General features: G+C 71.9%; 28 protein-coding genes. 16 read left to right on the top strand and 12 right to left on the bottom strand.

What is annotated here, in order from left to right; translation table 11 throughout:
* Nucleotides 1-2 precede the first annotated feature (2 nt).
* Both ACIBST_RS04155 and ACIBST_RS04150 read right to left on the bottom strand, forming a co-directional pair.
* Nucleotides 3-362, bottom strand: coding sequence for a hypothetical protein (locus ACIBST_RS04155; RefSeq protein ID WP_397168943.1), 360 nt, complete (start codon nucleotides 360-362; stop codon nucleotides 3-5).
* 109 nt (nucleotides 363-471) lie between these two features.
* Nucleotides 472-918 (bottom strand): GNAT family N-acetyltransferase, encoded by a 447-nt coding sequence (locus ACIBST_RS04150; protein ID WP_397168941.1) that lies wholly within the window; start codon nucleotides 916-918, stop codon nucleotides 472-474.
* A gap of 300 nt (nucleotides 919-1218) precedes the next feature.
* Between ACIBST_RS04150 and ACIBST_RS04145 the strand changes: the two genes are divergently transcribed.
* Both ACIBST_RS04145 and ACIBST_RS04140 read left to right on the top strand, forming a co-directional pair.
* The gene (locus ACIBST_RS04145) at nucleotides 1219-1890 is read left to right on the top strand and encodes an NAD(P)-dependent oxidoreductase (protein WP_397168939.1); all 672 of its coding nucleotides are present in this window, start codon (nucleotides 1219-1221) and stop codon (nucleotides 1888-1890) included.
* A 31-nt stretch (nucleotides 1891-1921) separates the two neighbouring features.
* A complete protein-coding gene (locus ACIBST_RS04140; RefSeq protein ID WP_397168938.1) occupies nucleotides 1922-2281 on the top strand; it encodes an antibiotic biosynthesis monooxygenase family protein in 360 nt (119 codons plus the stop codon).
* A gap of 119 nt (nucleotides 2282-2400) precedes the next feature.
* On the opposite strand, the gene ACIBST_RS04135 is transcribed toward ACIBST_RS04140, so the two are convergent.
* Both ACIBST_RS04135 and ACIBST_RS04130 read right to left on the bottom strand, forming a co-directional pair.
* A complete protein-coding gene (locus ACIBST_RS04135) occupies nucleotides 2401-2877 on the bottom strand; it encodes a DoxX family protein (protein WP_397168937.1) in 477 nt (158 codons plus the stop codon).
* 28 nt (nucleotides 2878-2905) lie between these two features.
* Nucleotides 2906-3364 carry a carboxymuconolactone decarboxylase family protein gene (locus tag ACIBST_RS04130; RefSeq protein ID WP_397168935.1) on the bottom strand — a complete coding sequence of 153 codons (459 nt, stop codon included), beginning with the start codon at nucleotides 3362-3364 and terminating at the stop codon, nucleotides 2906-2908.
* 135 nt (nucleotides 3365-3499) lie between these two features.
* Between ACIBST_RS04130 and ACIBST_RS04125 the strand changes: the two genes are divergently transcribed.
* Nucleotides 3500-4378, top strand: coding sequence for a sigma-70 family RNA polymerase sigma factor (locus tag ACIBST_RS04125; RefSeq protein ID WP_397168933.1), 879 nt, complete (start codon nucleotides 3500-3502; stop codon nucleotides 4376-4378).
* A 41-nt stretch (nucleotides 4379-4419) separates the two neighbouring features.
* On the opposite strand, the gene ACIBST_RS04120 is transcribed toward ACIBST_RS04125, so the two are convergent.
* Together ACIBST_RS04120 and ACIBST_RS04115 are read right to left on the bottom strand one after the other, a co-directional pair.
* Nucleotides 4420-4917 (bottom strand): carboxymuconolactone decarboxylase family protein, encoded by a 498-nt coding sequence (locus ACIBST_RS04120; protein ID WP_397168931.1) that lies wholly within the window; start codon nucleotides 4915-4917, stop codon nucleotides 4420-4422.
* Between the two features lie 228 nt (nucleotides 4918-5145).
* Nucleotides 5146-6291 carry a serine hydrolase domain-containing protein gene (locus ACIBST_RS04115; protein WP_397168930.1) on the bottom strand — a complete coding sequence of 382 codons (1146 nt, stop codon included), beginning with the start codon at nucleotides 6289-6291 and terminating at the stop codon, nucleotides 5146-5148.
* A gap of 144 nt (nucleotides 6292-6435) precedes the next feature.
* On the opposite strand from ACIBST_RS04115, the gene sigJ reads away from it, so the two are divergent.
* Both sigJ and ACIBST_RS04105 read left to right on the top strand, forming a co-directional pair.
* A complete protein-coding gene (sigJ, locus tag ACIBST_RS04110) occupies nucleotides 6436-7323 on the top strand; it encodes an RNA polymerase sigma factor SigJ (protein ID WP_397168928.1) in 888 nt (295 codons plus the stop codon).
* Between the two features lie 49 nt (nucleotides 7324-7372).
* Nucleotides 7373-8329, top strand: coding sequence for a hypothetical protein (locus tag ACIBST_RS04105; RefSeq protein WP_397168926.1), 957 nt, complete (start codon nucleotides 7373-7375; stop codon nucleotides 8327-8329).
* Between the two features lie 25 nt (nucleotides 8330-8354).
* Here ACIBST_RS04105 and ACIBST_RS04100 read toward each other — a convergent pair whose 3' ends face one another.
* Nucleotides 8355-9191, bottom strand: a complete 837-nt coding sequence (locus tag ACIBST_RS04100) for a helix-turn-helix domain-containing protein (protein ID WP_397168925.1) — start codon at nucleotides 9189-9191, stop codon at nucleotides 8355-8357.
* A 102-nt stretch (nucleotides 9192-9293) separates the two neighbouring features.
* On the opposite strand from ACIBST_RS04100, the gene ACIBST_RS04095 reads away from it, so the two are divergent.
* The 5 genes from ACIBST_RS04095 (at nucleotide 9294) to ACIBST_RS04075 (ending at nucleotide 13791) form a co-directional block, all read left to right on the top strand.
* On the top strand, nucleotides 9294-10019 hold the full coding sequence (locus tag ACIBST_RS04095) for an SDR family oxidoreductase (RefSeq protein ID WP_397168923.1): 726 nt from the start codon (nucleotides 9294-9296) through the stop codon (nucleotides 10017-10019).
* Nucleotides 10020-10027: 8 nt separating this feature from the next.
* Nucleotides 10028-10399, top strand: coding sequence for a hypothetical protein (locus tag ACIBST_RS04090; RefSeq protein WP_397168921.1), 372 nt, complete (start codon nucleotides 10028-10030; stop codon nucleotides 10397-10399).
* Between the two features lie 515 nt (nucleotides 10400-10914).
* Complete coding sequence (locus tag ACIBST_RS04085) at nucleotides 10915-11457, top strand: RNA polymerase sigma factor (protein ID WP_397168920.1); 543 nt, start codon at nucleotides 10915-10917, stop codon at nucleotides 11455-11457.
* The gene (locus tag ACIBST_RS04080) at nucleotides 11454-12347 is read left to right on the top strand and encodes a hypothetical protein (RefSeq protein ID WP_397168918.1); all 894 of its coding nucleotides are present in this window, start codon (nucleotides 11454-11456) and stop codon (nucleotides 12345-12347) included. The genes ACIBST_RS04085 and ACIBST_RS04080 overlap by 4 nt, the downstream gene beginning before the upstream one ends.
* 97 nt (nucleotides 12348-12444) lie before the next feature.
* Complete coding sequence (locus tag ACIBST_RS04075; protein WP_397168917.1) at nucleotides 12445-13791, top strand: acyltransferase family protein; 1347 nt, start codon at nucleotides 12445-12447, stop codon at nucleotides 13789-13791.
* Nucleotides 13792-13926: 135 nt separating this feature from the next.
* On the opposite strand, the gene ACIBST_RS04070 is transcribed toward ACIBST_RS04075, so the two are convergent.
* The 3 genes from ACIBST_RS04070 to ACIBST_RS04060 form a co-directional block, all read right to left on the bottom strand.
* A complete protein-coding gene (locus tag ACIBST_RS04070) occupies nucleotides 13927-14580 on the bottom strand; it encodes a hypothetical protein (RefSeq protein ID WP_397168916.1) in 654 nt (217 codons plus the stop codon).
* A 142-nt stretch (nucleotides 14581-14722) separates the two neighbouring features.
* On the bottom strand, nucleotides 14723-14995 hold the full coding sequence (locus ACIBST_RS04065) for a DUF4342 domain-containing protein (protein WP_397168914.1): 273 nt from the start codon (nucleotides 14993-14995) through the stop codon (nucleotides 14723-14725).
* Between the two features lie 112 nt (nucleotides 14996-15107).
* Nucleotides 15108-15788, bottom strand: coding sequence for a CBS domain-containing protein (locus ACIBST_RS04060; RefSeq protein ID WP_397168912.1), 681 nt, complete (start codon nucleotides 15786-15788; stop codon nucleotides 15108-15110).
* A gap of 454 nt (nucleotides 15789-16242) precedes the next feature.
* Between ACIBST_RS04060 and ACIBST_RS04055 the strand changes: the two genes are divergently transcribed.
* The 4 genes from ACIBST_RS04055 (at nucleotide 16243) to pflA (ending at nucleotide 22498) form a co-directional block, all read left to right on the top strand.
* Nucleotides 16243-16770 carry a hypothetical protein gene (locus ACIBST_RS04055; RefSeq protein ID WP_397168910.1) on the top strand — a complete coding sequence of 176 codons (528 nt, stop codon included), beginning with the start codon at nucleotides 16243-16245 and terminating at the stop codon, nucleotides 16768-16770.
* A 172-nt stretch (nucleotides 16771-16942) separates the two neighbouring features.
* Nucleotides 16943-19381: a magnesium-translocating P-type ATPase gene (gene mgtA, locus ACIBST_RS04050; protein WP_397168908.1), complete on the top strand. Its 2439-nt coding sequence runs from the start codon at nucleotides 16943-16945 to the stop codon at nucleotides 19379-19381.
* Between the two features lie 103 nt (nucleotides 19382-19484).
* Entirely contained in the window at nucleotides 19485-21731 is a 2247-nt protein-coding gene (pflB, locus tag ACIBST_RS04045) for a formate C-acetyltransferase (protein WP_397168906.1), read from the top strand.
* Nucleotides 21728-22498 (top strand): pyruvate formate-lyase-activating protein, encoded by a 771-nt coding sequence (pflA, locus tag ACIBST_RS04040; RefSeq protein ID WP_397168904.1) that lies wholly within the window; start codon nucleotides 21728-21730, stop codon nucleotides 22496-22498. Before pflB ends, pflA begins: the two co-directional genes overlap by 4 nt.
* A 105-nt stretch (nucleotides 22499-22603) precedes the next feature.
* Here pflA and ACIBST_RS04035 read toward each other — a convergent pair whose 3' ends face one another.
* Both ACIBST_RS04035 and ACIBST_RS04030 read right to left on the bottom strand, forming a co-directional pair.
* Complete coding sequence (locus ACIBST_RS04035) at nucleotides 22604-22849, bottom strand: SHOCT domain-containing protein (RefSeq protein WP_397168903.1); 246 nt, start codon at nucleotides 22847-22849, stop codon at nucleotides 22604-22606.
* Between the two features lie 113 nt (nucleotides 22850-22962).
* Nucleotides 22963-23142: a hypothetical protein gene (locus ACIBST_RS04030; protein ID WP_397168902.1), complete on the bottom strand. Its 180-nt coding sequence runs from the start codon at nucleotides 23140-23142 to the stop codon at nucleotides 22963-22965.
* Between the two features lie 197 nt (nucleotides 23143-23339).
* Here ACIBST_RS04030 and ACIBST_RS04025 point away from each other — a divergent pair, with 197 nt between their 5' ends.
* Both ACIBST_RS04025 and ACIBST_RS04020 read left to right on the top strand, forming a co-directional pair.
* Complete coding sequence (locus ACIBST_RS04025; RefSeq protein WP_397168900.1) at nucleotides 23340-23540, top strand: hypothetical protein; 201 nt, start codon at nucleotides 23340-23342, stop codon at nucleotides 23538-23540.
* The gene (locus ACIBST_RS04020; RefSeq protein ID WP_397168898.1) at nucleotides 23537-24310 is read left to right on the top strand and encodes a DUF6544 family protein; all 774 of its coding nucleotides are present in this window, start codon (nucleotides 23537-23539) and stop codon (nucleotides 24308-24310) included. The genes ACIBST_RS04025 and ACIBST_RS04020 overlap by 4 nt, the downstream gene beginning before the upstream one ends.
* Nucleotides 24311-24322 lie beyond the last annotated feature (12 nt).

Below are 24322 nucleotides of genomic sequence, written 5' to 3'. Positions count from 1 at the left end.
GCTCACCGCCGGTCCGCCGGTCGCCGGTTGAGCTGGACGACCACGGGCAGCAGGAGCAGGCCGCAGACGCCCTGCTCCAGCTTGAACCAGAGCGGGAACAGACCGGGCAAAGCGATGATCACCACGATCGCGACCAGCATGATCGAGGTGACGATCCGCAGCCGCAGCAGCATCTTCCGCTCGCCCCTGGCCGCCCGTGCTGCGAAGAACAACGTGACCAGCGAGGCGACGGCGACGAGCGTGCCGCGGATCCACACCGAGTCGGTGACCATCGTCCCGTCGTTCCTGAACACGACCATCGTCACCACCGTCAGCACGCTGACCGCGACGTACCCTCTGACCAGCCACACCACATTGCGCATCTCGACCGCCTCCGTCCGTGCCGCTCGCCGACGGGATCCAGCGTCGCAACGGAGGCGCCCCGCGCGGATCGCCCGATCCGCCGGGTGGGCGGTGGATCCGGGCGATCGTTCAGACGGTGGAGCAGATCAACCGATCGGTGGAGCACCCCCTCACTGAGCGCCCCCGGACGCTCCGCTCAGCCGCGGCCAGCAGGGCCCGGCCGACGCCCTGACCGCGATGACGGTCGAGGACCACGGTGTGGACCTCCGCGGTGCGGCGCGGGATCAGGATCTGATGGTCGGGAGCCGCCGGCCGCAGGACGACCTCCGCCATGCCCGCCGCCTCGCCATCGACCTCGGCCACGAGCAGCAGGTCATCCTGCCCGGCGCGCAGACGGCTCTCGAAGTGGCCGCGCACCACGTCGCCGTCCGGTCGGCGATGGACGGAAGGGCCCAGCCCGACGTGATGTTCCGCGTTCGCCATGCGTAGCTCGACGAGCGCGGGAACGTCGTCCAACTTCGCACTTCGGACCGAAATATCCAGGCCGATGCCCGTGCGCGGCCGTCCGCTGGTCATGAACCTGACTCCGGGGGATCGAAAGAGGTGACAGCCGCCGCTTGTCACGTTCGCGCCGTGCGGCGAGTCATGGAGGCGACGGGACGGGCTCGGCCGCCGACCTCGCGGAGCGTCTCTGGCGAGAGTCGTCACCTTCGCCGTGCCCGCGCCGTCGTCCAGGTGAAGACGAAAGGCAAGCAAGGGGTGTCCGTACATGTCGGCGATCTGGGCGTCTTCGGGGCCTTCGCGTCGGCCGCCGCCCATGAGCCGGGATCGCCTGCCCGGGCAACCCCCTTTCAACGAACCCGAAGGGATTCGTCCATGAAACTCACTGTCTTCGGCGCCAGCGGTGGCGTCGGCCGGCAGGTGCTCGACCAGGCTCTGGCCCAGGGGTACGACGTCACGGCCGTCGTACGCGACCCGGCCAGGCTGGACGGGAAGCCGGTCCGCGTCGTGCGCGCCGCCGACATGGCCGCGGCCGACGTCGCGACCCTGCTGCCCGCCGTCGAAGGAGCCGACGCCGTGCTGTCGGCGCTCGGCCCGCCGAACAACGCCGCGGCGGGGGTGGCCTCCAGGGGCACCAAGGCGATCATCGCGGCGATGCGCGCCGCCGGGACCCGCCGGCTGATCGTGGTGAGCGCCGCCCCGGTGGGCACCACGCCCTCGCCCGGACGCCCCAACCCGCCCCGGCACGACCCCGGCGACGGTCCGTTCCTGCGTTACGTGGTGTATCCGATCGTCAAGGCCGCGCTCCGCCCGCAGTACCTGGATCTGGCCGTCATGGAGGACGACGTACGCGACAGCGGCCTGGACTGGACGGTGCTCAGGCCGGTGCAGCTGACCGACAAGCCGGTGACCGGCGCCTACCGGACGGCGGTCGGACAGAACGTGCGGGGCGGCCGGTACGTCTCACGCGCGGACGTGGCCCACGCCATGCTCGCGGTGCTCGACCGGCCGGAAACGGTCGAACAGGTCCTCGGCATGGCCGACTGATCCTCTCGGCACCGACCACAAGGGAGAAATCATGAATGAAGTTCCGATCACCCGCACCGAGACGCCGGTCGACGAGCCCATCACCATGATCAACGCCTTCACCGTACCGGTGGAGGAGGCGGAGACGTTCCTGCCGCTGTGGATGGAGAACGCCGAGATCATGGCCAGGCAGCCGGGATTCGTCCGCGCCCGGCTGCACCGGTCGTTGATCGACGACGCCGAGCTGCGGTTCGTCAACGTGGCCCACTGGGAGAGCGGGAGGCGGCTGGAGGAGGCGCTGAGCAGGCCCGAATGGCAGGAGAGCGCCCAGCGGCTGCTCAATGATCCCGGCCTGCACATCACCGCGCGGCCCGGCGTCTACGAGGTCGTCGTCGACCTCCAGCCCTCATGACGCACGCGCCGTACCGGTGACCGGCTGAGGTCGGCGCCGTGGCCCGGGCCTCCGCCGAAGGACAGGCGGAGGTCCGGGCCACACCGTTGTGCCCGGCAGGGCCGTGATCACGTACTGGATCACGGCCCTGCCGGTTGTTCCTGCCGGACGGCCGAAGCCCGGCCGGCCGACGTGCTCGGCGCCGCGCGGACGCCACGGTCGCCGAAGGGACGGAGAAGGTCCCGCCAGTCCGCCGGCCAGTTCGCCAGCGCCACGCCGATCATGATGACCAGATGCAGCGGCGCCGACACCTCCTCGTACAAGGGGGCGACATCGATGAGGTGGGTCGTCACCGCGCCGACCAGCACGAACACCAGCCCCGCGGCGCCGATGAACCTGACCCGCCGCCGGGGGACGAGCATCGCCAGCCCGAAGACGAGCTCCAGGCCGCCGACCACGAACCGCATCCACGGCGGCCAGCCCCAGTCGACGAACTTCTCCGCGTAGGCCGGACCGAAGAAGGTCGGCCCGGGCCAGAACTTGGTGGCGAAACCGATGAAGAAGGACACGGCCAGATACCAGTAGAGGATCGTGGCCGGCCAGGTGCGCGTGGTCATGAGCACTCCGTCGTGTTCGTCATGCGGCTCAGCCCCACTTCTGGCCGGCGAGCTGCCGGGTGGTGACGTTGAGCCGGTTCGACAGGTTCGTCACCGCGGCCATCAGGATGATCGCGGCCAGCCCCGCCTCGTCGTAGTGCCGGGCCGCCTCGTCCCACACGTCGTCGGGGACCGGGTCGCTGCGGTCGGCGAGCCGGGTGGCGGCCTCGGTGAGGGCCAGCGCGGCGCGCTCGGCGTCGGTGAAGTACGGCGTCTCCCGCCAGGCGACGACCGACCCCGTCCGCTCGTCGCTCTCGCCGAGCTTCCTGGCGGCACGCACGCCCGACTCCACGCACGGTCCGCAGCCGTTGATCTGGCTGGCGCGCAGGTGCACCAGCCCCAGGGTGCTCTCCGGCACGCCGCCCGTGCGGGCGGCCCTGAAGAGCTCCTGGATGGGCGCCATCGCCGTCGGCAGGACGACGGCGGGGTTCTTCATCCGTGTCTGCATGTGTCTCTCCGCTTCATCGACTGGACTTCCGCCCTGATGACTCGCGGCGAGGGGAGGTTGTGACAGCGCGCCGCCTGTCACGTTTCCGCGGTTGTCTGCGTCATCCGGTACAGACAGCACGAGAGGGACGGCGTCATGGAGGAGAAGGACCTGCTGGCCGGTTGGTTCCAGCAGCATCGCGACCACCTGTGGGCGGTGGCCCACCGGCTGCTCGGCTCGGCGAGCGAGGCCGACGACGCGCTGCAGGAGGCCTGGCTACGGCTCAGCCGCGCCGGCGCGGAGGACGTGCGGAACGTGCCGGGCTGGCTCACCACGATCGTCGCACGGGTGGCGCTGAGCATGCTGCGCGATCGCAGGACGCGCCGCGAGGAGCCGCTGCCCGCCTCCGGACCGGCCCCGACGGCCGGCCTTCGCGAGGCGGACGACCCCGAGCACGAGGCGGTCGTCGCCGATTCGGTCGGCCTGGCCCTGCTGGTGGTGCTCGACACGCTCACGCCCGCGGAACGGATCGCGTTCGTCCTGCACGACATGTTCGCCGTGCCGTTCGGCGAGATCGCGACGATCGTGAACCGGACGCCCGCCGCGGCCCGGCAACTGGCCAGCCGCGCCCGCCGGCGCGTGCAGCATCCGGCGACCCCGGAAGCCGCAACCGACTCCGCCAGGCAGCGGGAGATCGTCGCGGCCTTCCAGGCCGCGTCACGCGCCGGGGACTTCGCGGCCCTGCTCGCGCTGCTCGACCCCGACGTGGAGATCAGCGCGGACCGCACCGCCGTGCTCTCCGGCGCGTCGAGGCTGGTACGAGGGGCGGACGGCGTGGCCGAGACCTTCGCCGGCCGGGCCCGGGCCGCCGAGCTCGCGCTCATCGACGGCGCACCGGGTCTGGTGTGGGCGCCTGGTGGACGGCCACGGGTCGTCTTCGCCTTCACCATCGCCGACGGCAGGATCACCCACGTTGACCTGCTCGCCGACCCCGAGTACCTGGAGGACGCCGACCTGGTGATGCTCGGACGGTAGGCGACCGGCCGGGCCGCAGACCCCGCGGTTCGCTGGGCCGGCTACCGGCTCCACTGCTCCGTCGGCGACACGCCGGGCAGCGGCTTGCCGATGAGGGCCAGGGGGATGAAGAAGCAGACCTGGCCGATCGCCATGACGAGCGTGGCGAGCGCCTTCTCGTCGTAGTGCTCGCGCGCCCGCTCGTACAGCTCGTCGGAGACGCGCTCGCCGCCCGCATTCGCGGTGAGCACGGCCTCCACCAGGGCGAGCGCGACGCGCTCGGCGTCGGTGAAGCAGGGGGCGTCCTGCCAGGACGCCACGGCGGTGATGCGCTCCTCGGCCTCCCCGCCCTTGCGGAGGTTGCCGGTGTGCAGGACCGTCAGGTACGTGTTGCCGACGATCTGCCCGGCGCGCAACTGGAGCAGGCTGATGGTGGCCTCCGGTACGGAGCCGTTCCCGGTCGCTCTGAACAGGGCGCCGCCGATGTCCTTCAGCTCGGGGACGAGCACAGCGGGGTTGGACAGGCGCGACCGGCGGTGCTGCTGCTCGGTGCTGGTCATGGTGATGGGGTTCCTTTCTGATGCAACGGTGTTCCGCCGCTATGACGGATCCCGCGGGCCGGAAGTGACGGGGAGGCGACGGAGATCAGCGAGGCGCGCCGCCGACGGGCAGGCCCACGGTCACGATGGTGCCGTCATCACCATCAGCGGTCGCCCGGCGGCGATCACCAGGAGGGCGAGGCCGGTTCTCTCAGGACGGGGCGCGGTGTGCGTGCTCATGCGAGGTCCTCAGACGGTGGCGGCGCGGTGGACGGCGGCGGCCAGCCGGTCGTGTTCGGGGTAGGACCAGCCGAAGCCGAAGCGGCGCCGCGCGTAGCCGAAGGCGATGCCGCTGGCCGGGTCGGCGAAGGACTCCGAGCCCGCCGAGCCGTCGTGGCCGAAGGCGTTCGCGCCGAGGAACCCGTACCGCAGGCCCTTGGCCTGGAACCCGAGCGCGTAGTTGCCCTGGTCGCCGCGGACCAGGTCGCCGCCGGTGGAGTGCAGCATGGAGAACTCGCCGACCGTGTCCGGCCTGAGCAGCGGGGGACGTCCGCCGACGCCCCAGACGGCCGCCGCGTACAGACCGGCCAGGCCGCGCGCGCTGCCCACGCCGCCGGCCGACGCCGGGCCGCTGGCGCGGACGGCCCGGGTGTTGGCGAAGGCCACCTGGTCCAGCGGCGGCGTGCTGTTGAGCCCGTAGCCGATGCCGAGAATGCTCTGCGGGCCGGGCACGTTCTCCCAGAACGCCGCCTCCTGCTCGGGGGTGGCCGTCCACCGCTGGATCGGCCGGAACCGGCGCTCCTGGTCCTCGGGCAGCCCGAGGTAGAGGTCCAGCCCGTACGGGGTCCGGATGCGCTCGTCGTACACCTGCTGCAGCGACCGGCCGGTCACCCGCCGGATCACCTCGTTCACCATGGCGAACGAGACGAACCCGCCGTAGCCGTAGGCCGAGCCCGGCTTCCAGTACGGCCGCTGCCCGGCCAGGCGGCGCGCGATCACCGCGTCGTCGGCCAGCTCGGCCGCCGACAGCCCGCCGTCGACGCCGATCACGCCCGAGCGGTGGGTCAGCACGTCCCGCAGCGTGATCCGGTCCTTGCCGGCGGCGGCGAACTCCGGCCAGTGCCGGGCCACCGGCTCGTCGAGGGCGAGCGCCCCCTCCTGGACCAGCAGGGCCGCCACCAGCGTCGCGGCGCCCTTGGTGGAGGAGTAGACGCCGGTCAGCGTGTCCCCGCTCACCTCGTCCCCGGCCCACAGGTCGACCACCCGCCGGCCGTGCGCGTAGGCCGTCAGTTGCGCGCCCGCCTGGCCGCCCTGCTCGGCGGCCACCTCGGCGAACGCCTCGCGCACCGGCTCGAAGCCGTCCGCGACCGTTCCGTGGACATCCGTCCTGCTCATCGTCGGCAACCTTTCCTGAAGGGGTGTCGGTCGCCGGCCTGACGGACGGCCGGGGGGAAAGGTGACCGGATGCGTTCGCGGTCACCTTTCGCCGGGTTGACGCGTCAGCGTTCTGACCTGGCTTGAGCTGAGAGGACTGCGACCGTGACGCCCCATGACTTCCTGGCCGACGAGTTCCAGGGGCACCGCCCCCACCTGAAGGCGGTCGCCTACCGCATGCTCGGCTCGCTGACCGAGGCCGAGGACGCCGTCCAGGAGGCATGGCTGCGGCTGGCGCGTTCGGACGCGGGCGACATCGACAACCTCGGCGGCTGGCTGACCACCGTGGTCGGCCGGGTGTGCCTGGACATGCTGCGGGCCCGTAAGTCCCGGCGGGAGGAGTCGCTGGAGGAGCGTCTGCCCGACCCGGTGGTCAGCCTTGGCGATGCCGCCGACCCGGAGCAGGAAGTGCTGCTGGCGGATTCGGTGGGCCTGGCGCTGCTGGTCGTGCTGGAGTCCCTGACCCCGGCCGAACGGCTGGCGTTCGTGCTCCACGACATGTTCGGCCTGCCGTTCGAGCAGATCGCGCCCATCGTGGACCGCACCCCCGTGGCGGCCAAGAAGCTCGCCAGCCGGGCCCGCCTGCGGGTCCGCGGCGCGACCCCGAACCCCGACCCCGACCTGGCCGATCAGCGCCGCGTCGTGGACGCGTTCCTGGCCGCCGCGCGCGGCGGCGACCTGGCCGCGCTGGTGTCCGTTCTCGACCCCGGCGTGCTGCTGCGCGCCGACGGCGGGATGCTCGCCGGCGGTCTGAAGGTCCTGGGCGGTGTCGCGGCCGTGGCGGGACAGCTCGCCACCTTCCAGCGCATGGCCACGAGCGCCACCACCCGCCCGGCACTCGTCAACGGCCTCGCCGGCCTGGTCAACACCATCGACGACGAGCTGATCTCCGTCATGAGCTTCACCATCTCCGACGGCAGGATCGCCACGATCGACATCCTGTCCGACCCCGACCGGCTGGCCCGGCTCGACCTCTCCCGCCTGGAGCCGTGAGGACGACGGGCTTGACCATGACACCGTGTCAGGCGGCAAGGTGCCGACCATGTCCGTCACCTATGTCGGCTCCGGGCCGTACTGCTACGCCAACTCCCTCGCGATGGTCCTGGGCGGCGAGGCGCCGCCGCCGGCCGTGATCGAGGTCCTGACAGGCTCCCCGTACGGGATGCAGCTCATCGGCGGCCGGTTGCCGCTGTTCGACGCGTTCGGCTGGGACCCCGAGATCGGGATCGACGCCGCCATCGGCCTGCTCGGCTGGGAGTGCGAACGCGCGGACGGCGGGACGGCGGCGGCGGCGCTCGACCGGCTGCGCCGGGCCTGCCAGGACGGGCCGGTGGTGGCCGGGCCGCTTGAGCTCGGTCTGCTGGCGTACCAGCCAGGGTCGGGCGAGGCGGTCGGCGCCGACCATTACGTGGTGGTGCTGGAAGTGGGCCGCGACACCGTGCTCGTGCACGACCCCCAGGGCTACCCGTACGCCACCCTGCCGGTCGGCGCCTTCGCCGCAGCCTGGCGCGGAGAGCTGATCCCCTACCTGGAGCGGCCGTTCCGGATGCGGCGCCGGTTCACCCGGCGCGAGCAGGTCGGCCCGCGGGAGGCGCTGCGGCGCTCGCTGCCCGCCGGGCTGGCCTGGCTGGCCGGGCGTACGGACGTGGAGGTCCCGCCCGGCACGCTGGGGCTGGCCGAGGCCGCCGAGCGCACGGCCGAACTGGTGGAGGAAGGGCTGGATCCCGAGATCAGGGCGCTGTGGCAGGCGTTCGCGGTGCGGGTGGGCGCCCGCCGCCTCAACGACCTGGCGGCCTGCCTGTCGTCCCTCCGCCTCGACGCGGGCGCGGCCATCGCCACGGAGCAGGCCCGCATCGTCGGCGGCCTGCAAGGTCCGCTCGTGTCGGGCGACGACACGGAGCTCGCCTCCGGCCTGCGCCGGCTGGCCCCCACGTACGAACGGCTGCGCGTCGCGCTGACCGCCGCCATGAGCGGCCCGTCATGGACGCCGGCGGCGTGAACCCGCGCCACGCATGCCGCAGCGCTCAGACCTGTTGCAGCCCGGTCACGCGCAGGAGGTCGAGCGCCGCCGCCTCGGAGGAGCCCGGCTCGGCGGAGTACACCAGCACCGTCTGGTTGTCGTCAGGAAGGAGCAGGGTGTCGCAGTCGAGCGTGACGGTGCCGAGCGCCGGATGGCTGATGCTCTTGGTCGCGGCGCGCCAGGCGGCGGAGCGACCCTCCTGCCACAGTTCGTCGAAGCGTGGGCTCCCGCTACGGAGCTCAGCGATCAACCGGACGAGGTCCGGGTCGCGAGGATAGCGGGCCTGCGCGGCGCGCAGGGTGCCGACCGAGGCGCGGGCCGCGGCGTCGTCCTCGCCCGCGTTCAGGGCGACCTGGCAGCGGCTGCTGCCGAGGAAGCGCTGCCAGATGAGGTTGCGCCGATGGCGGGGCCAGGCGGACATGTCGCCCTGCAGCGCCGCCGCCAGCGGGTTCCAGGCCAGCACGTCGCCCTTGGCCGACAGCACCAGCACGGGCAGGTCCGACATGCGGTCCAGCAGGCGCAGAACGCTCCGCCGTACGACCATCTGGATGCTCCCGTTTCGGGGCGGCTCGTGACCGGCCAGCCGGAACACGAGGTCGCGGTCGTCGTCGTCGAGCCTCAGCGCCTGGGCCAGCGCGGCGATGACCTGACTCGACGGACGGGGACCGCGGCCCTGCTCCAGGCGTACGACGTAGTCGACACTCAGGCCCGCCAGCAGGGCCACCTCCTCCCGGCGCAGCCCCCTGACCTGACGGCGGGGCCCCGCCGGCAGCCCGACGTCCTGCGGACGCAGGCGCGATCGAGCCGTACGGAGCACTTCGGCGAGTTCGGCGCGGTTCATGCCTCGATCCTGCCGCATCGTCCGGCTCGAACGGGTGGTACGGCCGGTCCCAGGCCACACCCGTCCTGGCAGGCCGCGGGGGCCGTCCCCATGATGGAGGCCATGACCGCAGACCTGAGAACGATGGCCCTGGTCACCGGGGCGAACAAGGGGCTGGGACTGGAGACCGTACGCCAGTTGTCGAGCCTTGGCTGGCGCGTGTTCCTGACCGCCCGGGACCCGGAACGGGGCAGGCGGGCCGCGGACTCGCTGGCGGCCCAGGGGCTCGACGTCGCGTTCGTCGAGCTGGACGTCACCTCCGACGACTCCGCCGCGACCGCCGTGAAGAGGGTGTCCGAGCAGACGGACCACCTGGACGTCCTGGTCAACAACGCGGGTGTCGGCGGCCCGCTCATGGATCCGGCCGACATGCACGCCGGCACGCTGCGGCCGGTGTACGAGGCCAACGTGTTCGGCCCGGTACGGGTGACACATGCGTTCCTGCCCCTGCTCCGCCGGTCGGAGCACGCCCGCGTCGTCATGGTCTCCAGCGCTCTGGCCTCCCTGGCCAACGCCGCCGACCCCGCCCGCCCTGAACACGGCTTCCTGGCCCTGGACTATGCCTCGTCCAAGACCGCGCTCAATATGATCGTCTCCCAGTACGCCCGGGCGCTGCCCACGTTCAGGATCAACGCCGCGGACCCGGGCAACCCGGCCACCGACATGAACCATCACACGGGCCTCCACACGGTGGCCGAAGCAGCCGAGGTCGTCGTCCGCCTGGCCACCCTGGAGCCGGACGGGCCGACCGGCGGCTTCTTCGGCGGCAACGGCCCGATTCCCTGGTAGGAGAAGACATGACCGCAATCATCTCCATCGGCCTGCACCCGAGCGCGATCGACTACACCACGCTGCCCGGCCTCGACGAGCAGGCGCTCACGGCCCGGATCGCGCAGGGCGACGCGGCCCTGCGCGAGGCGGGGCTCGACGTGACGCCCTGTCTCGTCGAAGCCGACCCGGAAGCGGCGGAGAGGACTCTTCGCGACTGTCTGGAGGCCGGGCCCTCCTTCGGCGTGGCCATGATCGGAGCCGGCGTGCGGACGATTCCCGAGCACACCCTGCTCTTCGAACGGCTGATCAACGTGCTGGCCGCCGCGGCGCCGGGGATCCGGTTCTGTTTCAACACCTCGCCGGAGACGACGATCGACGCGATCCGCCGCCAGTTGTAGCCCGCGGGCCCGGTCACCGTGCCGCCTGAAGGGTTCCGGGCTTCGCGTCAGGTCAGGTCGAGGCCGGCGAGCTGGGCCCGGCTGGTCACGTTGAGCTTGGGGAAGGCTCCGTACAGGTGGTGGCTGACGGTCTTCGGGGCTGAGGAAGAGCTGCGCGCCGATCTCCTTGTTCGTCCGGCCCGCCGCGGGCACGCTCGGCCCACGGGCGGGCCTCAAGGCGCTGGAAGGTCTGCAGGGCCTTTCTTGTTCCGCTCCCTGCGCGGTCGCTCGCCTGGAGCACCGCGAGCTTGCTGACCTCGCCGGCCGCCCGGCATTCGTCGGCGGCGGCGCGGGCGATCTCCCGCGCGGTCTGGAAGTCGCCGGTCTGGAGCGCGAAGTAGGCGGCGTTGATGCGGCGCGAGAGCCGGTGAGCTCCTGTTCGAGGTTCTCGATTCCCGCCCCGCGACCCGCAGGGAAATGCCGCCAAAGTTCCGGACATGGATTTATGTGACAGATGATCCAGACAAGGAGACCGGATGGGAGCCGATCCCCGTAGCCGGTTCGTGGAGATCTACGAATCCGCCTACGAACCCATACTCGGGTACGTCCTGCGCCGCTGCGGGCACCCCGAGGACGCGGCCGACGTGGTGGCCGAGACGTTCACCACAGCGTGGCGGCGCATCGAGGAGCTGCCCGAGGGGGACGAGGCGCGGCTGTGGCTGTACGGCGTGGCGCGGCGGGTGCTCGCCAACCACCGGCGCGGCGAAGAACGCCATGAGCAGCGCACGGCGGCCCTTCGGGAGCGGCTCGCCGCCTCCCCGGCGCTGGCCCGCTCGCCGGAGGACGAGATGTCGCAGATGGGACAGGTCTTCCGCGGCCTGTCCGACGATGACCGGGAGCTGCTCTCCTTGGTCGCCTGGGAGGCGCTGGACCATGGGCAGATCGCCCGCGTGCTCGGCGTCTCCCGCAACGCGGTACGGATCAGGCTCTACCGCGCCCGCCGGCGTTTCGCCCGGGACCTGGCGAAGGCCGGCTTCGACCACCCTCGCGCCGTCGCCCTGGAAGGGAGCTCGCTGTGAACCTCGCCGATCTCGCCCACGTCCGTGACCAGGACCTCGCCGGAGAGGCGTCCGCGCCGGAGGCTCGGGACCTCATGCACGCGATCATGTCCGAGGAGCGCGAGCCCGTCATCGTGGCCCGGCCCCGCCGCAGGGTGCGCCGAGGGCTGGCGCTGGGCCTCGCGACCGTGGCCGCGGCGGCGGCCGTCGCCGTCGGCGCCGGCATGGTCGGCGGCCCGGTGACCAGCTACGCCAACGCCGCCGTCTCCATCGAGAAGACCGGCGGGTACTTCAGCGTGAACATCACCGATCCCACGGCCGACCGCCGCCGCTTCGAGGAGGCGTTCCGGGCGGTCGGGCTGAACGTCACGGTCAAGGTGGTCCCGGTGGCGCCCTCCGAGGTGGGGACGTTGATCGGGCCCGTCGTCCCGGACGGCTTCAAGTGGCACGGCAGCATCGGCACCCAGGGCATCACGCCGTGCTCGTCGGCGTTCTGCGCCAAGGTCTGGATGCCGGCCGACTTCCCCGGCCGGGTGGTGTTCGGCGTCGGGCGTCCCGCCAGGCCGGGCGAGCCGTACGTCGAGAACGGCCCTGTCGACCCGGAGGGCGAGGAGGCCCTGTCCGGCTACACCAGCCACGGAAAGACGGTCGCGGAGGTACGGGCCGAGCTGGGCCGGCGCGGGCTGAAGGCCGGCTACCGGCTGCTCTGGAAGCAACGGAACGAGGACGACGGCAGCCTCTCGTGGTTCGACGAGGCCGTGCCGGGAAGCCGGATCAAGGACGACTGGATCGTGGCGTCCACCCGCTTCCACAGCTCCGACTCCGTCGACCTGTACGTGACCCCCGGCGCGGACGCGGGCCCCGCCCCCACCCCGCACCCCCAACCCCAGTGGTACGACCTGCCCGACTGAGCCCGGAGCCCCGGTCTTCCCTGTGCAGCCCGGGGCAGGCCGCGTCCCGGCTGCCACGGGCGGCCGGGATCGTGCTGACGGCCAGGTGGGGGCAGGCGTGCTGATTCAGGCGATCGAGCCGATCAAGGAGGAGCGGGTGCCGGTGGTGTCGAGGGTGCGGCGGTGGATGATCAAGGCGCAGAGCCTCTTCTCTGCTCCTCCCGCCGCCCGGCGGCTGGCCTGGCTGGACGCGTTACGCGGGCTCGCCGCGATGGTGGTGGTCTTCGAGCACGCGCTCGCCCCGCTGTGGCCGGAGGCGCGGCCGCCGGTCAAGGCCGTCTTCGACCCCGGCTGGTACGGCGTGACGGTGTTCTTCCTGGTCAGCGGCTACATCGTACCCGCGTCGCTGGAGCGCAGGGGGAGCGTGCGGGCCTTCTGGATCTCGCGGTTCTTCCGGTTGTGGCCGCTGTTCGGCGTGTGCGTGGCCGGCATGCTGCTGCTCGTGGCGGCCGGCTGGGACGACCTGCACGTCTGGTGGGGCAGCCGGCCGGTGGCGCTGGCCCTGGCGCACGCCGGCATGCTGCAGAACCTGCTGTACGTCCCGAACCTGGTCAATGTGCTGTGGACGCTGTCGTACGAGATGGCCTTCTACCTCCTGCTGACGGCGATGTTCACCCTCGGCGTGCACCGGCGCAGCACGGCGGCCGCGCTCGGGTTCGCGGCGACCGCCGTGCTCGGCGCCGGGCTGCTGCCGGTGACGCTGCTGTCGGCGGGCGGCGCGGGCCGGATGCTCGCGGTCGTGGTCGTGGTGACCGTCGTGGTGGCCGCGGGGCTGGCCGCCATGCTGCGCGGCGGCAGGCGGGTACGGCAGGCGGGGGCCGTGGCCGTCGCGGGCACGGTCCTGCTGCTGCTGGCGGTCAACCAGAGCTATCCCGGGCCGTGGCAGGGGCTGTCCATCCTGGCGACCATGTTCGCCGGCACCACGCTGTACCGCGTCGAGACCGGCCAGTTCGGTCACCGGCACCTCGCGTGGGTGGCGCTGGTGCCGGTGGCAGGGCTGTGGTCGGCGCGAGCGGAGCCGGGGCTGCAGGTGGCGATCGTGGCGGCCTGGCTGACCTTCGCCGCCGCGATGGCACTGCGCCGCCGCGCGATGCCGCCGTGGCTGACCTGGCTGGGGCTGGTGTCGTACTCGATCTACCTGCTGCACCCGCTGCTGCTGGAGAGCGTCGAGTTCTTCGTGCCGGACCCGTCGGCCGTACCGGTGGCGGTGCGCCTGACGCTGCTGGTGGCGGTGTACGCGGTGCTGCTCGGGCTGTGCGCGCTCACCTGGCGGTGGGTGGAACTGCCGGCGCAGCGATTGGGCAGGCGCCTGATCAGCCAGGCCGAATCCCGCCGGGCGGAATCCGGCCCGCGACCACTCGTGCAGGACGGGCCCGGCCGGATGAGGAGCCATGAGCCGATGTAGGGCCTCGCGGGGCAGCCGCGCCCGGGAAGAGGCACTGCCGTATCCCTTGTACCCGCATCAGCAAGGTGTGGGCTCCGCCTCTCCCGGGGTGAAGACCAGCTCGATGCGTGTCCGCCGATTGAGGGCGTTCGGAGATCAGGGGCGCAGAAGGGGACGCCCTTCAAGCGCGGCCTTCCAGAGCTTTTCCGCGGCGTCTTCGGTGTCGCCGTCCAGGAACTCGGGCAACAGGATGTCGGCCGCGTCATCGGCGTCGGAGCGTTCGAGGTAGTCACCCTTCGGCATACGCAGCCGACGGGCCTTGAGGGTGCCGACGAAGGTGACGTCGCCTCTGTCCCAGGTTTCGAGCCACGCGCCCGCAGACGCGGCACCGTGTACGACGACCATTCCCGCGTCGGAGAGCTCGGTCATCAGCAGGCCCCCGACGGTGAGCGAGCCGCCGATGAACAGATGGCTGTCCAGCAGGCACATCAGGTGCTGTGCGGTGACCGAGCCGGTGATGTAGAGCGGCGTGTAGACGTCCGCGTTCAGAAAGCGCATCGGCCCGTTGACCGTCAGGTCGCCGTCGATGACGTAAACGGTGTCCTCCGCCAGGCCAGGGTCGTTCCCCGTCGACAAAGGCCCGTCCACGGTGAGGTCACCCCGGTGAACGAAGAAGCACTCCGGTTCGTCCCCGAAGAGTTCTTCCAGATCCTCCACGCGGTTGTCGCTGGCTTGGCAGAGGTCGTAGCGCTCTGCCGCCTCCGACAGCGGTACTGATTCCCACCGTGCGCTCCACTGTTCGAAGGACACCTGACTCCTCGCGTTCTGTCCGATCCCGGTCGCTGTTGGATCTTGCCATTCTGTCGCGGGCGGCGTCGGCAGCGGAACGCGGTCGTCGCCTGATCGGTCCCCGCCACCGGCGCGGACGGCCGATGGCGGGGAGGACGCGCGATCAGACCTGCGGCGGTACGTGCTGCTCGTCCTGCGCGTGTCGTTCGACCTGGATGGACCACTCCGCGGCGGCGGCCGCCATCGCGGCCACGGCCGTGACGACGGGCGCGGCGATCAACGCCACCACGCCGACCGTGACCGGCACCTCCATCACCGTGTGCCCGTGCGAGTCCCTGACGACGACCCGCTGGACGTTGCCCTCATGGATCAGGGACTTGACCTTGTCCGCGAGCTCGTCGCCGTGGACCTTGACCTCTTCCCGGGTGACTGTCATCTCGCTGCTCCTCATCTTCGGCTTCCCCCAGTCTTCCGGCGGCGGGGACGTGCGAGCAGAGGCCAAAGTCCCGTTCCGGGCGGGGGACGGCTTCCGCTCAGGACCGGCATCGCTAGCGGGCCTGCCATGTGGAGTCGTCGGTCTTCCAGGTGAGCCTGTCGACGACGTCGACCACGCCGTTGACCCGGCTCGTCATGCGGACGGCGATGCCCGTCTCGGTACGGCGGTCCATCCAGCCGGACAGCGTCACGATCCCCTGGCGCACCTCCACCCGCACGCCTGAGGTCTCCACCCACAGCTTCTGGTCGAGGATCTCGTCGCGCACCTCGGCCGCGATCTCCTCGTCCGGGCGCAGGAACAGCTTGACCAGGTCGCGGCGGCTGACGATGCCCTGGAGGCGGCCGTCGCGGTCGACCACGGCGAGCCGCTTGACGTCGTGGGCGTCCATGAGGCGCGCGGCCGAGACCGCCGACGCCTCGGGGGAGACGCTGATCGCGGGACTGGTCATCAGCTCGGCGGCGGTGTCGCCGGCGGCCTTCTGGCGGCCCTTCGGACGGCGCAGCCGGGCGCGCAGCGGCGGCTGGTAGCCCTCGCGGTAGAACAGCTCGCGGAACTCCTCCTTGCGCAGCAGGTCGGCCTCGGACACCACGCCGACGACGCGCTGCTCGTCGTCCACGACGGGGACGGCGCTGATGCCGCCGGCGATGAGCGCCTCGGCGATCTCCTTGAACGGGGTGGCGGGGGTGACGGACACGACCTTGCCGGTCATCACGTCCGCGACGGTCATCTTCATGGGACGGCTCCTTCCGTGAGCTTCGTTCCTGCCCTCATCACAGCTCCGGCCGCGCCGGGCAAACAGGGGCGGAAGTCCCGGACGGGCGCCGTCGTAGGTCAGCGCGGGCGTCGCCGCAGCGGGGAGGGCGAGGCCTGGCCGGGAGCGCCCCTGACGCGGGCGTCCACGGTGGTGGCGCCGTCAGGGGTGACGATGACGAGAGGCCCGAAGGTCACGGCGCGAACGTGATGAGCCTGCCGGAGCGGAGAGACGTCAGACTTCCGTTCCCGGAGCTGATGGAATGGCTGGAGCAGCCCATGGTCGGTTTCCGGCCGTTCGGACAGATGACCGCCGAGCGTGAGCCGGGACCAAGGTCCTCCGCGCGACGGTCGTACGACACTGCCGGCGAATCGCCGGCCACGGTGTGATGGAGGCGCGGAAGAGAACGACGAATCACCACCGAAAGGGGGCCGTCATGGCCACCACGATCGACCGGCCCGTCACGTACACGGGCATCACCGCCGCCGGACGCCGTCCGGTCGAGTACGTCTGGGCCGTCGCCCGGATCGCGATCGGCTGGATCTTCCTGTGGGCGTTCCTGGACAAGACGTTCGGGTGGGGCTTCGCGACCCCGGCGGGCAAGGCGTGGATCGCGGGCGGCAGCCCGACGACCGGCTTCCTGAAGGGCACCGGTGAGAACGCGCTGGGCGGCCTGTTCTCGAACCTGGCCGGACAGGCGTGGGTGGACTGGCTGTTCATGGCCGGTCTGGCGGGGATCGGCCTGGCGCTGGTGCTGGGCGTCGGCACCCGGATCGCCGCGGTCGCCGGCACGCTCATGCTGACCCTGATGTGGGCCGCCGAACTCCCGCTGGCCAACAACCCCTTCATGGACGAGCACATCATCTACGCCATCGTCCTGATCGGCCTGGCGATGGCCGGCGCGGGCGCCACCCTCGGCCTGGGCAACCTGCCGATCGTCCGGCGCAACGCCTGGCTGAAGTAATGCGCACGAGCACACGCCCACCCCCTAGGCACCCGGGGGGTGGGCGTTTCGCCGTGCCTGCGGCGGACGAGCCGCGGCGAGGACGAAGGTCCGTCGACTCGGTGCCGAAAGTCTCCTGCACCGAGGCGACGGCACTGCTGTGCTGGGGTGGTCCTGGAAGGAGGACGTCCTCATGTCGATCTCCCCGTCGCCACCACGCAGCATGCCGGGTCTGACCAGCCTGGAGGCGCGTCGGCGGCTCCGGCTGCAGGGACCGAACCGGGTCGCCGGGCCGCGCGGGCATCGCGGGGCGCGACTGCTGCTGGCCCAGTTCACCAGCCCCATCGTGCTCATCCTGATCGCCGCCACGATCCTGTCGATGGCGCTCGGCGACCTGACGGACGGGTTGATCATCCTGGTGATCATCGTCCTGAGCGGCGCGCTCGTGTTCTGGCAGGAACACTCGGCGGGCAGCGCCGTCGACGCCCTGCTCGCCCGCGTCCGCGTGGAGACCGAGGTGATCAGGGACGGCCGCGAGGTGTCCGTGCCCGCCGAGGAGATCGTCCCGGGTGACGTGCTGGTGCTGCGGGCGGGCGACATCGTCCCGGCCGACTGCGCCGTCGAACGATCCCAGAGCCTGCTGGTGGACGAGTCCGCGCTGACGGGCGAGTCCTTCCCCGTCGAGAAGGCCGACACGGCGGAGCTGTACGCCGCCACCCACGTCGCCAGCGGCACCGCCACCGCCACCGTGCTGCGCACCGGCCGCGCCACCAAGTTCGCCGAGGTGACCGCCGAGCTGGCCGGCCGCGAGGTCACCACCGGTTTCGAACGCGGCATGACCCGCTTCGGCCTGCTTCTCGTACGGGCGATGGTGGTGCTGGTCACCGCCATCTTCGTCGTGAACGTGGTGCTGGACCGTCCCGTCGTGGACGCGCTGCTGTTCTCCCTCGCGCTGGCCGTCGGCCTGACCCCGCAGCTGCTGCCCGCGATCGTGGCCGTCAGCCTGTCGGCCGGGGCCCGGCGCATGGCCGCCGAGCGGGTCATCGTCAAGCGGCTCGACGCGATCGAGGACTTCGGCGCGATGACCGTCCTGTGCACCGACAAGACGGGCACGCTCACCGCCGGCGCGGTGCGGCTGGACCGGGCGACCGGCGTCGGCGGCGAGCCGAGCGCGGAGGTGTTACGGCTGGCCCGCCTCAACGCCGGACTCCAGCACGGCTTCGCCAACCCGCTGGACGAGGCCGTCCTTGCGGGGGCGCCGCCGATCGACGCGGCGGCACGGCTCGACGAGGTGCCCTACGACTTCCAGCGCAAGCGCCTGTCCGTGCTCGTGGCCGAGGCCGGCGTCCCGACCCTGATCACGAAGGGCGCCCTGGAGGCGGTGCTCGCCGCCTGCGCCACCGCCCGTACAGCAGGCGGGACGGTGCCGCTGGAGACGGTGCGCGAGGCCGTCATGGAGCGCTTCGCCGAGCTGAGCCGGGACGGCTTCCGCGTGCTCGGCCTGGCCACGTCGGAGCTGCCCGGACGCTCGCGCGCGACCGTCGCCGACGAGAGCGGGATGACGCTGGCGGGCCTGCTCGCCTTCCACGACCCGGCCAAGGAGGGCACCGCCGAAGCGGTGGGCGACCTCGGTGACCTGGGCATCTCCGTACGACTGATCACCGGCGACAACCGCCTGGCCGCCGAGCGCATCGCCCGCGAGGTGGGCCTCGGGGGCGAGGTGCTGACCGGTCCGGAGCTCGACCGGCTCGACGAGGCCGCGCTGGCCGCCCGGGTGGCGAGCGTCGAGGTCTTCGCCGAGGTGGAGCCGCTGCACAAGGAGCGCATCGTCCGGGCGCTGCGCGCCTGCGGCGCCACCGTCGGCTTCCTCGGCGACGGGATCAACGACGCCCCCGCCCTGCACGCCGCCGACGTCGGCATCTCCGTCGACACGGCCGTGGACGTGGCCAAGCAGTCGGCCGCCATCGTGCTGCTGGACAAGGACCTGAAGGTCATCGCCGACGGCGTGCGCCTGGGCAGGCGCACGTTCGCCAACACCCTCAAGTACGTGCGGGTCACCATCTCCGCCAACTTCGGCAACATGCTCAGCATGGCCGCCGCCTCGGCGTTCCTGCCGTTCCTGCCGCTGCTGCCGCGTCAGATCCTGCTGCTCAACTTCCTGTCCGACATCCCGGGCACCACGATCGCCACCGACCAGGTCGATCCCGAGCAGCTGCGGCGGCCCCGGTCGTGGAACCTGGCCGGGATCCGCACCTTCATGATCGTGTTCGGGCTGCTCAGCTCGGTGTTCGACATCGCCACGTTCCTGGTGCTCAGGCTGGGCCTGGACGCCGGCGCCGACGTCTTCCGCACCGGCTGGTTCATCGAGTCCACCGCCACCGAGCTGGCGGTCATGCTCGTGCTGCGGACCGCGCGGCCGTTCTACCGCAGCCGGCCGTCCCGGCCGCTGCTGCTGACGAGTGTGGCGGTGGCCGTGTTGACGGTGGCGCTGCCGTACACGCCGGTCGGCGGGGTGCTGGGGCTGGCGCCGCTGACGTGGCCGGTGCTCGGCGCGCTCGCCGCCCTGACCGTCCTGTACGTCGCCGCCAACGAAGGCGCCAAGCGCCTGCTCCGAGGGCTGCTCACCGCGTGAGCCGTCCGGGACCTTGGTCCCGGACGCCGATGGCCTTGGACCGCGGCGGCGGCCCGCCCCTCGCGGAGAGAGTGAGGAGGGACATCGACGCGAAGGGGAACTCATGACGCTGACCGGGGTACAGACGGGCGCGTGGCGGGGGTTCGCGGGGGAGGGCTGGCGTGCGGCGCCGGACGTGCGTGCCTTCATCCAGGCCAACTACACGCCGTACGAGGGCGACGCGAGCTTCCTCGCCGGGCCGACGGAACGGACGCGGGCCGTGTGGGCGGCGGTGTCGAAGCTGTTCCCCGAGGAGCGCGAGCACGGGATCCTCGACGTGGACGCCTCGACTCCCTCGTCGATCACCGCTCACCCGCCCGGCTACATCGACCGGGACCTCGAGCTGATCGTCGGCCTGCAGACCGACGCGCCGCTGAAGCGGGCCATCATGCCCGCGGGCGGGCTGCGCATGGTCGAGAACGGCCTGGCCGCCTACGGCCGCAAGCTCGACCCGGCCGTCAAGGAGATCTTCACCAAGTACCGCAAGACCCACAACGACGGCGTGTTCGACGCCTACACCCCGGAGATCAGGCGCGCCCGCAAGGCCGGCGTCATCACCGGCCTGCCCGACTCCTACGGCCGCGGCCGCATCATCGGCGACTACCGCCGCGTCGCCCTGTACGGCGTGGACCGGCTGATCGAGGCCAAGCACGCCGAGCTGCGCTCCCTGGACGACCGCGACGCCACCGGCGCCGTGATCCGCGACCGGGAGGAACTGGCCGAGCAGATCAGAGCCCTGGACGAGCTGAAGACGATGGCCGCCTCCTACGGCCACGACATCTCCCGGCCCGCCGCCACCGCGCACGAGGCCGTCCAGTGGCTGTACTTCGCCTACCTGGCCGCGATCAAGGAGCAGAACGGCGCCGCCATGTCGCTCGGCCGCACCTCCACCTTCCTCGACGTCTACGTCGAGCGCGACCTCGCCGAAGGCCGCATCACCGAGGAACGGGCTCAGGAGCTCGTCGACGACTTCGTCATCAAGCTGCGCATCGTCCGCTTCCTGCGCACGCCGGAGTACGACCAGCTCTTCTCCGGCGACCCCACCTGGGTGACCGAGTCGATCGGCGGCATCGGCGACGACGGCCGCCCGCTGGTCACCCGTACCAGCTTCCGCTACCTGCAGACGCTGCGGAATCTCGGCCCCGCTCCCGAGCCGAACCTGACCGTCCTCTGGTCGCCGCGGCTGCCGCTGCCGTTCAAGCGCTTCTGCGCGGCCCTGTCGATCGAGACCAGCTCGATCCAGTACGAGAACGACGAGCTGATGCGCCCGCGGACCGGCGACGACACCGCCATCGCCTGCTGCGTCTCCGCCGCGCCGGTCGGCAGGCAGATGCAGTTCTTCGGCGCCCGCGTCAACCTGGCCAAGACCTTGCTGTACGCGATCAACGGCGGCCGCGACGAGCTCACCGGCGAGCAGGTCGGCCCCGCCTTCCCGCCGCTGACCGGCGAGTACCTGGATCACGGGCAGGTCATGGCCGCCTACGACCGGATGCTGGACTGGCTGGCCCGCACCTACGTCAACGCGCTCAACATCATCCACTACATGCACGACAAGTACGCCTACGAGCGCATCGAGATGGCCCTGCACGACCACCCGGTCAGGCGCACCATGGCCTGCGGCATCGCCGGCCTCTCGGTCGCCGCCGACAGCCTGTCGGCGATCAGGCACGCGCGGGTCAGGGTCGTCCGCGACACGACCGGGCTGGCCGTCGACTACGAGGTCGAAGGCGACTTCCCCGCCTACGGCAACAACGACGACCGCGCCGACGCCATCGCCGTCGGCCTGGTGCGCTCGTTCATGGCCAAGATCCGCAGGCATCGCACCTACCGGGACGCCGAGCACACGCAGTCCGTCCTCACGATCACCTCCAACGTCGTGTACGGCAAGCACACCGGCAACACCCCCGACGGCCGCCGCGCCGGAGAACCGTTCGCCCCGGGCGCCAACCCGATGAACGGCCGCGACCGCCACGGCCTGGTCGCCTCCGCGCTGTCGGTCGCCAAGCTGCCCTACGACCAGGCGCTCGACGGCATCTCCCTGACCAGCACCACCACCCCCGACGGCCTCGGCCGCACCCCCGCCGAACGCGCGGACAACCTGGTCGGCGTGCTCGACGGCTACGTCGACGCCGGCGGCTTCCACATGAACGTCAACGTCCTGACCCGGGCGGTCCTGCTGGACGCGATGGAACACCCCGAGCGCCACCCGCACCTGACCATCCGCGTCTCGGGCTACGCGGTCAACTTCGTCCGGCTCACCGCCGAGCAGCAGCGCGACGTCGTCAACCGCACCTTCCACGACGCGCTGTGAACACCGCCACCTGCCCCGCCGGACGCCTGCCCCGAGCGCCCGGCACGGGCGTCATCAGCTCCTGGGACCTGTCGGTCGGCGTGGACGGCCCCGGCCCCCGCTTCGTCGTCTTCACCTGCGGCTGCCCGCTGCGCTGCCAGTACTGCCACAACCCGGAGACCTGGCGGATGCGCGACGGCCGCCGGACGACCACCGACGAGATCATGGACGAGATCGGCAAGTACCGGCGCTTCCTCGCCGTCTCCGGCGGCGGGGTGACCGTCAGCGGCGGGGAGCCGCTGCTGCAGCCCCGCTTCACCGCCGAGCTGCTGGCCCGATGCCACGACGGCGGCCTGCACACCGCCCTCGACACCTCCGGCCTGCTCGGCGTCCGCGCCACCGACGCCATGCTCGCCGACACCGACCTGGTCCTGCTCGACATCAAGTCCTTCGACCCGGCCACCTGTCGCCGGGTCACGGGCGGGCCGGTCGAGCCCACGCTGCGCTTCGCCCGCCGGCTCGCCGAGCTCGGCCGGCCCACCTGGATCCGGTTCGTGCTGGTCCCCGGGCTGACCGACGCGCCCGCGAACGTGGACGGACTGGCCCGCTTCGTCGCCGGGCTCGGCAACGTCGAACGGGTCGACGTGCTGCCCTTCCACCGCATGGCCACCGCCAAGTACGAGCGGCTCGGCCTGCCCTACCCTCTCGCCGACGTCGCACCACCGGACCAGGCGCTCCTGGACCGCGTCCACGCCCAGTTCCGCGCCCACGGCGTCACCAGCCTCTGACCGGACAGGCCGCATCGGGGCCGGCCGGAGAAGTACGGCCGCCTCCGCCGGCGCCCGGAAGACGAGGGCGTCCGGGACGGAGCCGTGCGCCGGCGTTCGCGGCGGTCAGCGGGATGTCAGGTACGTCAGCCGGTCCAGGTACTCCTCGGTCGAGATCTCGCCGCGCGCGTAGCGCTCGGCGAGCAGGTCGCGGGCCCGGTCGACGCGGACGGGAACCAGGCGCGCGGGGGACGCGGCGCGGATGACGAGCCAGCAGGCCGACGCGAGAAGGGCGGCCCACAGGAGCAGCATGACGCCTCCCCCCATCCAGCCGACGCCGCTTCCCATGTGAGACATGATGCCCATGTTCATGCGAATCTCCTTTCCTCCAGCCGCCCGGCCGTACGAGGTCAGGGGCGAAGCGGGTTTTTCGGGCCGCCCCCTCCGGCGGCGGCCCCTGGGCAGGCGAGGGCCTCTGATCCGGCTCAGCCGGTGGTGACGGGCCTCGTCGTGGTGCGCTGGAGGTTCTCCAGGATGCGGGCGAGCGCGAGGCCGGCGGCCGTCAAGGTGCGTACCTGCTCCTCCAGCTCGTCGACCCGCTTCCGCAGCGCAAGGAGCTCGACCTCGAGCGCCGGTGACTCCATGAGCATCCGTCCGCCGATCATGGTGGCTCACCTCTCCTTCGTCCTTCCGGTACACGCTCATGGTGCGCGTCCGGCCGCGTCCGGCACAGCGGCGAACGTCCGGGATCCCGGGGACCAATGGCACAGGTCGCGGATGGACCTTCTCCTCTGTGACCGGCCGTCCGGGCGGAGTGTGCTGGTGGTACAGGGAGATTCGAGACCGTGATGGGGTGAAAGAGATGATCGTCGTCGGATTCGACGGTTCGGCATCCTCGTACGCCGCGGTGCGCGGGCCAGGGGCGGCCGAGCACGCGCTCACCGCCGCCGGCCATCACCAGACGCCGACCGGACGAGGTGCCGGACTGCTGGACGCGGCGGCGCGGCGAGCCCGCGACCGGCGGCCGGTGGCCGTCGTGCGGGCGGGAGGCGGGTCGTCATGAGCGTCGTCCTCGCTCCGCCGCACCTGACCGAACAGGCCCGCCGCGACTGGGAGCTGTTGCAGGCCGGGACGCGCAACCCGCGCCCGTTCGACCCCGCCGAGGCGGATCTGCTGCCCGAACCGGCCCGGCGCTGGGTCCTGCACGCCATCGAGCCCGGCACGCCGCTGCTGCGTGCGGTGGTGCTGCGCATGCGCGGCGACATCAGGCTCGGCCGCTGGCGGCGCTTCGCGGCGTTGCAGGTGCTGGCGCCGATGGAAGGGTTCGTCTGGACGGCCGGAGCCTGGATGGGGGCGCTGCCGGTGAGCGGCTTCGACCGCTACCGGGCGGGCGTGGGGGAGATGCGATGGCGGCTGCTGAACGTCGTCCCGGTGATGTCGGGCACCGGCCCGGACCTCGCCAGGAGCGCGGCGGGCCGGCTGGCCTGCGAGTTCGTCATGGCGCCCGCCGCGGCGCTCGACCCGCGCCTGAGGTGGAAGCCCCTCGACGACGATCGGGTGATCGCCGTCGTGCCGGTCGGCGGTGAGGACTTCGACGTGACGCTGACCGTCGCCCCCACCGGCGCCCTCACCGCCGTCACCGTCGAGCGCTGGGGCAACCCGGACAAAGGCCCGTTCCGCAGTCACCTGTTCGGGGTGGAGTGCGAGGACGAGGCCACCTTCGACGGGTTCACCGTACCGGCCCGGCTGCGCGGCGGATGGTGGCCGGGGAGCGAGCGATGGGCCGACGGCGAGTTCATCCGCTTCCAGGTCGAGGACGCGCTGTTCCGTTAGCGGCCGGACAGG

It is taken from the genome of Nonomuraea sp. NPDC049684 (assembly GCF_044465345.1).
GTDB lineage: Bacteria > Actinomycetota > Actinomycetes > Streptosporangiales > Streptosporangiaceae > Nonomuraea.
The sequence above is the reverse complement of the archived record's forward strand: the minus strand, read 5'-3'. Positions and strand labels throughout refer to the sequence as shown.

Bases quoted from the DNA above. Each gene is read 5' to 3' on its own strand.
- mgtA (WP_397168908.1), top strand. From the start codon at position 16,943: ATGTCGATCTCCCCGTCGCCACCACGCAGCATGCCGGGTCTGACCAGC.
- ACIBST_RS04090 (WP_397168921.1), top strand. From the start codon at position 10,028: ATGACCGCAATCATCTCCATCGGCCTGCACCCGAGCGCGATCGACTAC.
- ACIBST_RS04055 (WP_397168910.1), top strand. From the start codon at position 16,243: ATGGCCACCACGATCGACCGGCCCGTCACGTACACGGGCATCACCGCC.
- ACIBST_RS04145 (WP_397168939.1), top strand. From the start codon at position 1,219: ATGAAACTCACTGTCTTCGGCGCCAGCGGTGGCGTCGGCCGGCAGGTG.
- ACIBST_RS04065 (WP_397168914.1), bottom strand. From the start codon at position 14,995: ATGACAGTCACCCGGGAAGAGGTCAAGGTCCACGGCGACGAGCTCGCG.
- ACIBST_RS04135 (WP_397168937.1), bottom strand. From the start codon at position 2,877: ATGACCACGCGCACCTGGCCGGCCACGATCCTCTACTGGTATCTGGCC.
- ACIBST_RS04095 (WP_397168923.1), top strand. From the start codon at position 9,294: ATGACCGCAGACCTGAGAACGATGGCCCTGGTCACCGGGGCGAACAAG.
- ACIBST_RS04155 (WP_397168943.1), bottom strand. From the start codon at position 362: ATGCGCAATGTGGTGTGGCTGGTCAGAGGGTACGTCGCGGTCAGCGTG.
- ACIBST_RS04025 (WP_397168900.1), top strand. From the start codon at position 23,340: ATGATCGTCGTCGGATTCGACGGTTCGGCATCCTCGTACGCCGCGGTG.
- ACIBST_RS04105 (WP_397168926.1), top strand. From the start codon at position 7,373: ATGTCCGTCACCTATGTCGGCTCCGGGCCGTACTGCTACGCCAACTCC.
- ACIBST_RS04125 (WP_397168933.1), top strand. From the start codon at position 3,500: ATGGAGGAGAAGGACCTGCTGGCCGGTTGGTTCCAGCAGCATCGCGAC.
- ACIBST_RS04100 (WP_397168925.1), bottom strand. From the start codon at position 9,191: ATGAACCGCGCCGAACTCGCCGAAGTGCTCCGTACGGCTCGATCGCGC.
- ACIBST_RS04085 (WP_397168920.1), top strand. From the start codon at position 10,915: ATGGGAGCCGATCCCCGTAGCCGGTTCGTGGAGATCTACGAATCCGCC.
- ACIBST_RS04020 (WP_397168898.1), top strand. From the start codon at position 23,537: ATGAGCGTCGTCCTCGCTCCGCCGCACCTGACCGAACAGGCCCGCCGC.
- ACIBST_RS04120 (WP_397168931.1), bottom strand. From the start codon at position 4,917: ATGACCAGCACCGAGCAGCAGCACCGCCGGTCGCGCCTGTCCAACCCC.
- ACIBST_RS04030 (WP_397168902.1), bottom strand. From the start codon at position 23,142: ATGATCGGCGGACGGATGCTCATGGAGTCACCGGCGCTCGAGGTCGAG.
- pflB (WP_397168906.1), top strand. From the start codon at position 19,485: ATGACGCTGACCGGGGTACAGACGGGCGCGTGGCGGGGGTTCGCGGGG.
- ACIBST_RS04035 (WP_397168903.1), bottom strand. From the start codon at position 22,849: ATGAACATGGGCATCATGTCTCACATGGGAAGCGGCGTCGGCTGGATG.
- ACIBST_RS04115 (WP_397168930.1), bottom strand. From the start codon at position 6,291: ATGAGCAGGACGGATGTCCACGGAACGGTCGCGGACGGCTTCGAGCCG.
- ACIBST_RS04140 (WP_397168938.1), top strand. From the start codon at position 1,922: ATGAATGAAGTTCCGATCACCCGCACCGAGACGCCGGTCGACGAGCCC.
- ACIBST_RS04060 (WP_397168912.1), bottom strand. From the start codon at position 15,788: ATGAAGATGACCGTCGCGGACGTGATGACCGGCAAGGTCGTGTCCGTC.
- ACIBST_RS04130 (WP_397168935.1), bottom strand. From the start codon at position 3,364: ATGCAGACACGGATGAAGAACCCCGCCGTCGTCCTGCCGACGGCGATG.
- ACIBST_RS04150 (WP_397168941.1), bottom strand. From the start codon at position 918: ATGACCAGCGGACGGCCGCGCACGGGCATCGGCCTGGATATTTCGGTC.